12 protein-coding genes and 1 tRNA gene are annotated in these 12,023 nt (G+C 50.0%); 10 read left to right on the top strand and 3 right to left on the bottom strand.

What is annotated here, in order from left to right:
• The first annotated feature begins 25 nt into the window (after positions 1 to 25).
• The 3 genes from ABNN70_RS07185 (at position 26) to ABNN70_RS07195 (ending at position 3,037) form a co-directional block, all read left to right on the top strand.
• Entirely contained in the window at positions 26 to 1,225 is a 1,200-nt protein-coding gene (locus tag ABNN70_RS07185) for a saccharopine dehydrogenase family protein (protein WP_353949283.1), read from the top strand.
• Positions 1,226 to 1,236: 11 nt separating this feature from the next.
• Entirely contained in the window at positions 1,237 to 2,373 is a 1,137-nt protein-coding gene (gene nspC, locus ABNN70_RS07190) for a carboxynorspermidine decarboxylase (RefSeq protein ID WP_353949284.1), read from the top strand.
• A gap of 403 nt (positions 2,374 to 2,776) precedes the next feature.
• The gene (locus ABNN70_RS07195) at positions 2,777 to 3,037 is read left to right on the top strand and encodes a hypothetical protein (RefSeq protein WP_129930085.1); all 261 of its coding nucleotides are present in this window, start codon (positions 2,777 to 2,779) and stop codon (positions 3,035 to 3,037) included.
• A gap of 49 nt (positions 3,038 to 3,086) precedes the next feature.
• Here the strand turns inward: ABNN70_RS07195 and ABNN70_RS07200 are convergent, their stop codons facing one another.
• Positions 3,087 to 4,241 carry an amidohydrolase gene (locus tag ABNN70_RS07200; protein ID WP_353949285.1) on the bottom strand — a complete coding sequence of 385 codons (1,155 nt, stop codon included), beginning with the start codon at positions 4,239 to 4,241 and terminating at the stop codon, positions 3,087 to 3,089.
• Between the two features lie 157 nt (positions 4,242 to 4,398).
• Here ABNN70_RS07200 and ABNN70_RS07205 point away from each other — a divergent pair, with 157 nt between their 5' ends.
• The gene (locus ABNN70_RS07205) at positions 4,399 to 5,454 is read left to right on the top strand and encodes a metallophosphoesterase (protein WP_353949286.1); all 1,056 of its coding nucleotides are present in this window, start codon (positions 4,399 to 4,401) and stop codon (positions 5,452 to 5,454) included.
• 55 nt (positions 5,455 to 5,509) lie between these two features.
• Here ABNN70_RS07205 and ABNN70_RS07210 read toward each other — a convergent pair whose 3' ends face one another.
• Positions 5,510 to 6,769 carry an OFA family MFS transporter gene (locus ABNN70_RS07210; protein ID WP_353949287.1) on the bottom strand — a complete coding sequence of 420 codons (1,260 nt, stop codon included), beginning with the start codon at positions 6,767 to 6,769 and terminating at the stop codon, positions 5,510 to 5,512.
• A gap of 323 nt (positions 6,770 to 7,092) precedes the next feature.
• Between ABNN70_RS07210 and ABNN70_RS07215 the strand changes: the two genes are divergently transcribed.
• A tRNA-Ala gene (locus ABNN70_RS07215) sits at positions 7,093 to 7,165 on the top strand.
• Between the two features lie 555 nt (positions 7,166 to 7,720).
• Positions 7,721 to 10,456: a cation-translocating P-type ATPase gene (locus tag ABNN70_RS07220; protein ID WP_353949288.1), complete on the top strand. Its 2,736-nt coding sequence runs from the start codon at positions 7,721 to 7,723 to the stop codon at positions 10,454 to 10,456.
• Positions 10,457 to 10,534: 78 nt separating this feature from the next.
• Here the strand turns inward: ABNN70_RS07220 and ABNN70_RS07225 are convergent, their stop codons facing one another.
• Positions 10,535 to 10,918 (bottom strand): RidA family protein, encoded by a 384-nt coding sequence (locus ABNN70_RS07225; protein WP_353949289.1) that lies wholly within the window; start codon positions 10,916 to 10,918, stop codon positions 10,535 to 10,537.
• Between the two features lie 140 nt (positions 10,919 to 11,058).
• Between ABNN70_RS07225 and ABNN70_RS07230 the strand changes: the two genes are divergently transcribed.
• The 4 genes from ABNN70_RS07230 to ABNN70_RS07245 all read left to right on the top strand — a co-directional run bounded on the left by ABNN70_RS07230 (position 11,059) and on the right by ABNN70_RS07245 (position 11,995).
• Positions 11,059 to 11,277 carry a DUF1659 domain-containing protein gene (locus ABNN70_RS07230; RefSeq protein ID WP_129930090.1) on the top strand — a complete coding sequence of 73 codons (219 nt, stop codon included), beginning with the start codon at positions 11,059 to 11,061 and terminating at the stop codon, positions 11,275 to 11,277.
• A gap of 42 nt (positions 11,278 to 11,319) precedes the next feature.
• Positions 11,320 to 11,535 (top strand): DUF2922 domain-containing protein, encoded by a 216-nt coding sequence (locus ABNN70_RS07235; protein ID WP_353949290.1) that lies wholly within the window; start codon positions 11,320 to 11,322, stop codon positions 11,533 to 11,535.
• Between the two features lie 77 nt (positions 11,536 to 11,612).
• Entirely contained in the window at positions 11,613 to 11,792 is a 180-nt protein-coding gene (locus ABNN70_RS07240) for a YvrJ family protein (RefSeq protein ID WP_129930092.1), read from the top strand.
• Positions 11,792 to 11,995 carry a hypothetical protein gene (locus ABNN70_RS07245; RefSeq protein WP_353949291.1) on the top strand — a complete coding sequence of 68 codons (204 nt, stop codon included), beginning with the start codon at positions 11,792 to 11,794 and terminating at the stop codon, positions 11,993 to 11,995. The genes ABNN70_RS07240 and ABNN70_RS07245 overlap by 1 nt, the downstream gene beginning before the upstream one ends.
• The last annotated feature ends 28 nt before the right edge of the window (positions 11,996 to 12,023 follow it).

The raw sequence follows: 12,023 nt of genomic DNA on the forward strand, positions 1-12,023 counted from the left end.
GGACATTTAAGGAGGCGTTCATCAAATGGGAAAAGCGTTAATTATCGGAGCAGGCGGTGTCGCTGGTGTTGTGGTACACAAATGCTGCCAGAATCCGGCTGTTTTTGAAGAAATCTGCATTGCAAGCCGTACCGTATCCAAATGCGAGGCTTTAAAAAAGAAACTGGACGGAGGGCGGACAAAGATTCAGACGGCACAGGTCGACGCGAATCACGTTCCGGAACTGGTGGCACTGATTAAGAAGTTTCAGCCTGATATCGTGATTAACGTGGCCCTTCCGTATCAGGATCTGACCATTATGGACGCCTGCCTTGAGACCGGAGTGGACTATGTCGACACAGCCAATTATGAACCGGAGGATACGGCGAAGTTTGAATATAAATGGCAGTGGGCGTACCGGGACAGATTTAAGGAGGCCGGGATTACGGCTCTTCTCGGAAGCGGGTTCGACCCGGGCGTCACCGGTGTTTTTTCGGCCTACGCGCAGAAGCACTATTTTGATGAGATCCATCAGATTGATATACTTGATGCCAATGCAGGCGACCATGGCTATCCGTTCGCAACCAATTTCAACCCGGAGATCAATATCCGTGAAGTGACGGCAAAAGGCAGCTATTTTGAAAAAGGCCGGTTCATCGAAACGGAACCGATGTCGTTCAAAAAAGTCTATGATTTCCCGCAGATCGGACCGAAAGATATCTACCTGCTGCATCATGAAGAGATGGAGTCCCTCGCACTCCATATCAAAGGGATTAAGAAGATCAGATTCTGGATGACTTTCTCGCAGAGTTATCTGAACCATCTTCAGGTCCTGCAGGATGTCGGCATGACCTCGATTGAACCCATCAACTTCGAAGGAAAACAGATTGTCCCTCTGCAGTTTTTGAAGGCGGTTCTTCCGGATCCGGCTTCCCTTGGCCCGCGGACCAAAGGGAAAACGAATATCGGCTGCATCTTCCAGGGGACAAAAGGGGGCAGACCGGTCAGGTATTATGTGTACAACGTCTGTGATCACGAGGCGTGCTATAAGGAAGTCGGCTCGCAGGCTATCTCCTATACAACCGGTGTGCCGGCGATGATCGGAGCCTCGATGATCCTGACCGGCAAGTGGAAAAAGCCGGGTGTTTACAACATTGAAGAATTTGATCCCGATCCGTTCATGGACGCACTGAATCAGTTCGGACTGCCGTGGCAGGAGAGCTTTTCGCCGGAACTGATTGACTGAGGGGGCAGCTGATGGCTATTGATTTCAGGCAGACCCCTTCGCCTTGCTATATCGTTGATGAAGGGCTGCTCATTAAAAATCTGGAAATCCTGAATACGGTTGAACGTCAGACTGGCTGTAAGATTCTGCTGGCACAGAAGGCGTTTTCGATGTTTTCTCTTTATCCGCTGATGGGCAGATATCTGAGCGGCGTCGCCTCAAGTTCCCTGCATGAAGCGCGGCTCGGGCGTGAGGAAATGGATAAAGAGGTGCATGTTTACTCACCCGCTTACAGGGAAAGTGAATTTGATGAGATCCTGCACGTCGCCGATCATCTTGTTTTTAACTCCTTCAGCCAGTGGCGCCGGTTTCGCGACCGGGTGAAACAATCCGGGCAGCCTGTTTCCTGCGGGATCCGGGTGAATCCGGAATACTCGGAAGTCGCCGCCGGTTTGTATAATCCGTGTGCGCCATGTTCCCGGATGGGAGTCACACTGAAAAACTTTGAACCTGATGCGCTTGAGGGCCTTGAAGGCCTGCATTTTCACACCCTGTGTGAACAAAATTCAGATGCTCTGGAGCATACACTTTCCGCTGTAGATGAAAAGTTCGGCAGGTACCTGAAGCAGATGAAGTGGATCAACTTTGGCGGCGGACACCACATCACGCGTCCGGATTATGATCTGAGCCGGCTGAGGCGCTGCATCCGCTTCATGCAGGATAAGTATGATCTTCAGGTTTATCTGGAACCGGGTGAGGCGGTTGCGCTGAATGCGGGGTATCTCGTTGGAACTGTGCTGGATGTGATGCATAACGGCATGGATCTGGCTATACTGGATCTGTCAGCCACCTGCCATATGCCGGATGTGCTGGAGATGCCGTATCGCCCGGTGTTGATTGGAGCGGGAAAGCCTGGCGAAAAGTCGTTTACGTACCGCCTGGGTGGTCCGACCTGCCTTGCAGGAGACGTCATCGGTGATTATTCATTTGATCACCGGCTCCGCCCGGGAGATCGCCTGGTGTTCTGTGATATGGTCATATATTCCATGGTCAAGAACAATACGTTCAACGGCGTCGGTCTCCCGTCTATTGCTGTATTTAATGAAACAGACGGACTGCGTATCGTGAAATCTTTCAGTTATAAAGATTTCAAATCACGGCTGTCCTGAAAAAAGCCTGCCAATCGGCAGGCTTTTTCTTTAAAATATGAAAAATCTGACGATAATTGCAGGATTTTGAAAGAGGAAAAAAGAAAAGAGAATATAAGAAATTTGAGCGGACACAGTGACTGCGCCTTTTCTTATCAGACGCTTACAATCTGTTCTATAATTTAAATAAAGTAAAGCAAAAACTAAAGGAGATGTGGAAAATCGACGTGGTGGCGCACGCAGGGCTGTCCCAAATAAACGTATTTATTAAAAATGTTTTTTCACAGGACGACCCTCCTGCGCTACACGAATAAAGGACGATCTCCATCCGGTAATCACTGCTGAAAACCCTTAAGCCACTGGCTCCTGACGAATACATGACTGACCGGAGAACTGCTTATACTGAAACATAAGGAGGGATTCCATGAACAAATACGGATTTTATGCTGAATTCGATGGAAAGCAGTCGTTACCTGTTGAAATCAGCCGGCCTGAGGAAACCATGATTTCAGAGACCATGCTGTCATCAATCAAGGCTTTTGCGCGTAAAAAAGGGACGGAAGTGATCGGCGTGGATGAACTGAAAGACGGTGCCATGCGTGCTTATTTTCGCAAAAAAAAGTGGTTTCACAAAAATCCCGAAATCATTTATTATGTCAGTGAAATCACTGACCGTGATTCCTGAAGTCTGAACGCGAAGCAGAACCTGACCGCCTGCCTGCGTTCATTTTTCTTTATAACTTCAACCTGCGCAGCAGATGGCCAGCCAGTTCTGTAAAAAAACGGGCAGCGGGCAGAACAGCCTGTTCGTCAACGATCAGGTCGGGATGATGCAGATCGGAATTTCCTGAAACGCCCATGAAAAAGAAGCTGCCGGGGATCTTTTTCTGGTATTCGGCAAAATCTTCACCAATGAGGGTCAGCGGGGGTTCAACCACGTTCAACCCGCAAGCCGCAGCCGTATCAGTGGCTATTCCGGATAAAAGCGGATCATTCACCACAGGCGGGCCGAGTCTTATATACCGGACATGCGCTTCTGTACCCAGTGCGAGCGCCGTGTGTCTGGCAACCCGTTTCATCTTTTGTTCGATATTTTCCCGTACTTCTTCGCTGAACGTGCGTACGGTTCCTTCGAGCTGCGCCCGGTCAGGCATCACGTTCCATGTATTTCCGGCCTCCAGCCGGGTGACACTGATCAGCGCCTGATTCAGAGGGGATGTATTCCGGCTGATAATCGTCTGCAGGGCGCCGACCATCTGCGTAGCCGCAACAATAGTATCACTCCCCTTTTCAGGCGTGGCGCCATGCGTACCGATACCTGTGATATCGATGATAAACCGGTCGACAGCGGCCATCAGCGGACCGGAACGGATGCCGATGGTACCCGTCGGTAAAGACGGCATAATGTGCATGCCGCAAATGGACTGCACATCATCAAGCAGACCGGTTTTCAACACCTCAATGGCCCCATTGCCATTCTCCTCGGCCGGCTGAAAGATGATTTTAACGGTCCCCGAAAGTTCCTCCTCACGTTCCTTCAGTAAACGCGCAGCACCCAGCATCGTCGCCATATGCACATCATGCCCGCATGCATGCATTTTTCCCGGATGAACTGAGGCAAAAGGCAATCCGGTCTGTTCTGTTATCGGGAGTGCGTCAATATCTGAACGCAGGGCAATCGTCGGACCCGGTCTCTGCCCGCCGATGACGGCCAGAGCGCCGGTTTTCAAAGGAAATGCAGCCGTTCGAATGGAAAACTGATCCAGCCATTTGCTGATCCGGGCGGTCGTTTTGTATTCCTCAAAAGCGAGTTCAGGCTCACGGTGCAGTTGTCTGCGGCAGCTGACCAGCCATTTTTCCACTTCGGCATCTGATCTTTTTGGAGCCATATGTTTTTCCTCTCTTCCCTGATCCGAAAATTCTGAAGTTAAAGCAAGAATACATGATTTTCACGGTGCCGGCAACTGGTACCTTTTTCATTCAGAGTTCATATTTTACGAAAAAACGGGCATGATAACACAGCTGATGAAATGGGAGGATGCCGTTTTGAGAAAGCTGCGAATCAAATCGATCATGCCTGTTATCTGTCTGTGCCTCCTCGCCTCAGCGTCTGTTGCTTCGAAACCGGATGCCGGCGCTACCCTGGAAACGATCATGCAGCAGGGCACCGCTGACTCCGGTGCCCTGCTGCTCAGAAAGTCAGACTGGCTGATCAGTCAGCTGGAGCCGGTGCAGCGTAAAGTATCCCATCCTCTGTTTCAAGATGCCCCCCATGTCGATTTTACTTTCGGCGTTCTGCCCGACACGCAGTATTACAGTCAGTCCTTTCCGAAAACATTTAAAAAAATGAACCAGTGGTTTGTCGCTAACCGGGCATCGCTGAATCTAAAATATATTTTTCATCTCGGCGATATCGTCAATAACTTCAACCGGAGTTATCAGTGGAAGAGAGCCGATCAGGCGATGAAGATTCTGGATGATGCAAAATTACCTTATGGCGTCGTGACAGGGAATCATGACGTTGGGGATCAGGCCGGACACTACAGCATGTACGGCCAATATTTCGGCGAAGAACGCTTTCGCTGGAACCCGTGGTATGGCGGCTCGTATAAAGATAATCGCGGACACTTCGATCTGATTGATGTAAAAGGTGAGAAGTTTATCATGCTCGGTATCGGCTGGGGCATCGGCGGGGAAGAAGTCGGCTGGATGAATCAGATATTAAAAATCTATAAAGATCGGACCGCTATTCTTTATGTGCATGATTACCTGGGAAATAACGGGAAAAGAGCCGGACCCGGTTCGATGCTGTTTGAGCGCATTGTACGTCCAAATGCCAATGTGAAAGTGGTTCTCAACGGGCACAGATTCGGAGCAGCCAGACGCGTGGATCAACTTGATGATGATTTTGATGGAAACCCGGATCGGAAAGTCCTGCAGATTCTCTCCGACTATCAGTCGATTAAGGGAGGTCAGGGTTATATCCGTCTGCTGGGGTTTGATCTGATCCATCACCGGATCTATGTGCGGACGTATTCACCGGAAACCGGTCGCCACTATGTATTTAAAAAGAACGTCGATAACTTCAGCGTCGGATACTGAAGAAAGAAATGGTTAAACCATAGTAGCAGCCCCCCTTTCGAAGCAGGCTCTGAATTCAGGATTGATGAACCAGCTTTTTCTGATTTGAAAGTTGCTTCCGGGCCATCAGTGAAAGTAGTCCGACCAGAATCAGGCCGATTGCGCTGAGAGCGGCTGCGACAAAGTAGGCGGGAACAAACGATCCGGCCGTCTCGCTGAAGTAGGCTGCGATTCGAGGCCCAACGAAGGCACCGCCGGCATATCCGAGGAAAACGATCGCATAGTTGATCTCGAGATACTTTAGTCCAAACAGCTGACCGGTCAGCGGCGGGAAAAGGACCAGTACTCCGCCGAAGGAAAAGCCGAGCAGGATGATGCAGACGACGAAAACCACTAAGGTATCGGCGAATGCGATCAAAAGAAGCGCGCTGATGGTGATCAGAAGATCGAAAACCAGTGAACCGAATGCGCCCATCTTCTCGAACAGAACGCCAAAGCTCAGACGACCGATAAAGTTTGACAAGGTACTGACACTGACAATGATCGCGCCAAGAGAGGCGGTCAGCCCGATCTGCTGCTGGGCGATGACCGATACGGAGCTGACCAGCATGGTTCCTGCCGTACTGGCGACAATCATAGTAACGAGCAATAGATAAAACAGCGGCGAGGACACCATGACTTTCCAGTTGATATTGATTTTCTTCGGTTTTGTCTGTGATGATGATTTTGAAGGGCGAAAGCCGGGTGGCCGGTATCCCTCAGGGGCACTGTCCAGTTTCCAGGCGACGGCCCACGCCAGAATCAGGAAGGAAACGCCAAAGATGCGAAAGGCATTCAGCACACCGAAGAGCTCGATCACCTTCGCCGCGACCGGTGAAAACAGAAACGGGCCGATCGCTGCACTGGACAGGAGCAGACCGGATATCCTTCCTGATTGTTCGGGGAACCACTTCAGCGCGGTGACAAGAGACGGGTTATAGAGAATACCGGAACCGGCACCGGCGACAATGCCGAATGTGATATAGAACGCCGGAATAGATGAGGCAAAGGATGTAAGGAACCATCCGGCTGCAATGGTGAAACCGCCAACGTACATCATTTTCTTTGCCCCATGTTTATGCATATACATGCCGGCAAATATGGCGGTGACGGCCTGTATCAGCGTATAAATGGAATAAGCAAGGTTAAAGCTGCCAAGAGACCATCCTCTCAGCTGAGTCAGCGGTTCAGAAAAAACACTGTACATCGCAATAGATGAAATAATCAGAATCAGAACCCATGCAGAAGAAAAAACCGACCATCGGTGATGAGCCAGTTTTGCGGGATCATCAGTCATTTGCAGGACCTCCTGTGATATGTAAACGCTATCATTACAGACCTTATTATATAACAGGTTTTGCACTATCCAGCGCGCAAAATGCGACAATCATGTGATATGTGCTGGCGGATCCACCGTTGCAGGAGTATCCGATAGCTGAAAGGTCGCACTCATGCGAAAAGCCTGATGGAAAACGAAAATAAGCGGTATCCCGCCATTGTGCCGGAACGGCGATACGTATGCTGGTATAAAGGATACGCGATGTCATGGAAGAGTCAGAAAAAAGGTTTGACAAAAGGCCCGGTTTTTGTTAATCTTTTTCTTGTCTTGAGCAAGGTTTTGGGGCATTAGCTCAGCTGGGAGAGTGCTTCGCTGGCAGCGAAGAGGTCAGGAGTTCGAGCCTCCTATGCTCCATAAAGCCCGTTGCAGTGGGATTTTTAAGCATACAACAGGGCAAAAATGCACAGCGTTCACTGACAGACCTGGTTTTGACCAGTTTTGAACCTCTGAGGGTGAGTTTTCAGAAACTTACTCCTGGAGGTTTTTTCGTAACGCACGGGAGACATCCTGTCATTTATCGAAACGTAAAAACCGGTTGTGGCGAAAGACTGAGCCATACCGCTGCCTATACTTTCGAGCTGATCACTGAAATATGCTGTAGGCGCTTTAATTGCATCACCCCATACATTGATATTCTCTGACAAATTTGTGAACGATCAGCCCTGAAATTGGCTCAGAGCCCGGGTTCATAGGGATAATACAGGGCGTTTGTAATCGCTATTGTTCAGATGTTTCTGACTGTAAGCGATTGAATAATCCCGCAGAGTCCTTTAGACTTGATTATAGGGCAGCGACATGCGCCCTGTTATCGCATGTGAATGATTTCTCCAGGAACAGATGAATGTCTTCCTGATTGAACCTGTTCATGAATTTGTCGCTTCTGTTCGATAAGCGGTGAAGAAAAGGGTAATGCTAAAGGAAACAGAAATGCAGTCGCTGCGTAGAAACGGTTTTCCGGAGGATGGAGTTGAAGAGATAATGTGGTTTACCAAACCAGCGAAAGATGCCTTCAGAGAATTTGAGGTTGGGCCGGACCGCGGGCTCTCGGCTGAGGAAGCGAAGGCAAGACTGGAAAAGCACGGGGAAAATAAGCTGAAGGGCAAGAAAAAGAAAAGCGTCATTGCTTTGTTTTTTGCTCAGCTGAAGGATATGCTGATTTACGTCCTGCTTGGGGCGGCAGTGATCACGCTGCTCATCGGAGAGTACACCGATGCGGTTATCATCCTGCTTGTTGTGGTATTAAATGCCGTGATCGGCGTTTTTCAGGAATTTAAAGCCGAAAAGGCGATAGAAGCGCTTCAGAAAATGACAACGCCGCGCGCGCTTGTACGCCGTGACGGAGAAGTAAAGGAAATCGACTCCCGTACCCTTGTGCCGGGCGATATTGTTGTTCTGGATGCCGGGCGGTACGTACCTGCCGACCTCAGACTGACAGAAAGCGTCAATCTGCAGATTGAAGAGTCGGCACTGACCGGTGAGTCGGTGCCGACTGAGAAGAGGGCGTCCGACCTGCACGAGGACGCGAAAACACCGCTTGGCGACCAGTCGAATATGGCGTTTATGTCCACGCTGACGACTTATGGACGTGGTGAAGGGGTGGTTGTCGCAACCGGTATGAATACGGAGATCGGCAAGATCGCCAAAGTTCTTGATGAAGATCATGAAGAACTGACGCCACTTCAGAAAAGACTTGCCGGACTTGGGAAAATGCTCGGGTATCTTGCCATCGCGATCTGTGCCCTGATGTTTGTGATCGCCCTGATTCAGAAGCGCGACCTTTTTGAGATGTTCCTGACTGCGATCAGTCTCGCCGTAGCCGCCATCCCGGAAGGACTTCCGGCCATCGTTGCGATTGTGCTTGCCCTGGGCGTAACCCGCATGTCGCGGATCCACGCGATTGTCAAACGGCTGCCAGCTGTTGAAACGCTTGGTTCGGTGAACATTATCTGTTCGGATAAAACCGGGACGCTGACGCAGAACAAAATGACGGTCGTGCATACGTACACGTATCGCCATTTTGAAGATGTGCCGAAGGAAGGTGCAAAGACCGCCGGGTCCCAAGATCTGAAGGACATGATCAAATCCTTTGTCCTCTGCTCCGACGCGACTTATGAGGATGGGGAGAGCACGGGCGACCCCACGGAGGTAGCCCTTGTTGTGCTGGGCCAGAAATATCATCTGGCGAAAAAGGATCTGGAGGGATCCTTTGCACGTGTCGCTGAAAAACCTTTTGACTCCGACAGAAAATTGATGTCTACGCTGAATAAAGAGGGTTCCGGGTATCGTGTCCATACAAAAGGGGCAATCGACAATATTCTGAAAATCGCCACTCGTGCCCTTGTGGATGGACAGGTTGTGCCATTAACGGACGAGATCAGGGCCAATTATCTGAAGGCCGCTGAAGAAATGTCCGACCAGGCACTGCGTGTTTTAGGTGCCGCGTATAAAGATACAGACCGGGTACTGGAGCCGGATGAAATGGAAAATGATCTGATCGTTACCGGACTGGTCGGTATGATCGATCCGCCGCGACTTGAAGTTAAAGATTCCATCAGCAAGGCAAAACGCGCGGGCATCACACCGGTCATGATCACGGGTGACCACCAGCATACAGCGGCGGCGATCGCAACGCAGCTGGGGATTGCCACCTCACTCGATCAGACGATTTCCGGAAGTGAAATTGACGCCATGCCGGCTCAGGAATTCAGAGACAATATTAATCGGTATCGCGTGTTCGCCCGGGTGTCCCCTGAGCATAAGGTAAAAATAGTCAATGCCTTTCAGTCACACGGTAACATTGTTTCGATGACCGGTGACGGGGTTAATGATGCGCCGTCATTGAAAAGCGCAGATATCGGCGTCGCCATGGGGATTACAGGCACCGATGTGTCCAAGGGCGCGAGCGATATGATTCTGACCGATGATAACTTTACGACGATCGTCGCAGCGATTGAGGAAGGCCGGAATATATATAACAACATTAAAAAATCGGTGATCTTCCTTTTGTCCTGTAATCTCGGGGAAATCATCTCGATCTTTGCTTCGGTGCTCTTCTTCTGGCCGGTGCCGCTTCTTCCGACTCAGATTCTCTGGATTAACCTGATTACCGATACCTTCCCGGCCATTGCCCTCGGTGTTGATCCCGGGGATAAACATATCATGAAAAATAAGCCGCGGAATCCCAAAGAAGGATTCTTTGCTCACGGGGCGGCTTTCCACGCGGTTCTGGGCGGAACACTGATCGGTGTCCTGACCTTACTTGCCTTTTATTTCGGCCTGAACGAATACGGCTTTAATATGGGTTCGGATAACATTCCCGGACATGTGCTGGACTATGCGGAAACAATGGCCTTCGTTGTTCTGGCGGTTTCGCAGCTCTTTTACTCACTTGCCATGCGGAATTCCAGAAAATCTATATTCCAGATCGGCCTGTTTTCCAATAAATATCTGATCGGTGCCATCCTGCTTGGTATGCTGCTGCAGTTTGTTGTCATTTCAATTCCTGTTCTCGCCGGCGCCTTCCATGTTCAGATGCTGTCGCTTAGAGACTGGCTGATCGTCATCCTCTTTGCTCTTGTCCCGCTGGTTGTCAACGAATGCATCAAGATCGGTCTGAGAATGCGGAGCCATACTAACGAGGCGTAACTATTTTCCAAAAAAGGAAGAGGATCATGAAACACCGGACAGGTGGGTCATGATCCTCTTTTTTTGACCGAATCGTGATTATTCGCGATAAGCCGTGCAGGAGATTTCCAGCTTCGCGCCCTTTGGCAGTGCAGCAACCTGGACAGCGGACCTGGCGGGCAGAACGCCGCCTTCAAAGTATTTTCCGTAAACGTCATTAACCGCATTGAAATCGTTGATGTTGGTCAGAAAGACGGTAGCAGAGACAACATGTGAAAAATCCAGCCCGGCTTCTTTTAATATCGCGCCGATATTTTGAAAAATCCGGCCGGCCTGACGTTCAAGGCCTCCTTCAACGAGTTTCCCGCTTTCCGGATCCAGTGGAATCTGCCCGGAGACAAAGACGAAGTCACCGGCGGATACAGCCTGTGAGTAAGGACCAACTGCCTGAGGTGCCTGATTTGTTGCAATACGTGTTTTCATAACGATCATCCCTCCCCGTGGGCAGGCGCCAGTTGACGCCGCCCCTCTTATCTATTGTACACGATTTTCATTTTTCAGAAAGAACAGACTCACCATTTTTTTCTCTCTTGTCTACTTATTAGACACAGGAGGTGATAAGCATGGCAAACAGCGCAATTACTCAGTCTGCCTTTGTCCTGACTTTTGATGGCGGGCTGGACGAAGAGGACAAACCGGTTGTCCTGACCAAGGTATTCCGGAATATTAAGCCGGCCGCGTCAGCCGACGCACTTCTGGCCATCGCCGGCAAGCTGGCTCCGCTGCAGCAGCATCCGTTCGTCTCTGTTGAGCGCGATGACACATCGGAAATCACGGCCTGATCCCGCTCATCAGGCTATCCTTAAAGAAAGGAGAGAGGCGAAATGAAGAGACTGAATCTGGTGTTTTTGAATACGGCAGGCAAGAGCGTCACTCTGTCACTTAATGATCCTGTCGAACCCGCTGATCCGGTTGCCGTTCGAAGTGCCATGGATGAAATTATCGCTCAAAATGTCTTTGAATCAACCGGCGGAGAATTGACTCAGGTCAAATCCGCACGTATTTCGGAAAATAACACCACACCGATCGAGATGGCCTGAGTTCCATCAGGCAGAGCCGGAGGGAAAATCTGATCATTCCCTTCGGCTTTTTTTATAAAATGAAAGGAGGAACTCTCATGGACGTATGGCTCCCGATGATCAGGGATGTGGGTTTCCCGGCAGTTGTCACTTTTTTCCTGTTACATCGAATCGAAGGGAAACTGGACGAACTGATTCAATCCGTCAAAGCACTTCCTCTGCTGCAGGCAGCCGCCCGGACAGAGGGGTCTGAATCTCAGCAGATCCATATGAAATAATGATCCAGGCACCCGGTTCACCGGGTGCTTTTTCTTTATACATTGCCTCCGGTGAACGGGTTGGTTGTTTTTCGCTGTACCCGCAGGATTTCGCTTCTTCCGCACAAGCCATAAAAGGCAAAGGCGACGGTTCCGGCAGCGCCGTCGATTTTCTAATCGGTGTTTTTTTCTTAAAAAATGGTTTTTTTGAAATAAATTTTTAACTGCCAGTGTAACCATGATACACTAAAA

The sequence above is a fragment of the Sporolactobacillus sp. Y61 genome, from assembly GCF_040529185.1.
In the GTDB taxonomy this organism is placed as follows: domain Bacteria; phylum Bacillota; class Bacilli; order Bacillales; family Sporolactobacillaceae; genus Sporolactobacillus.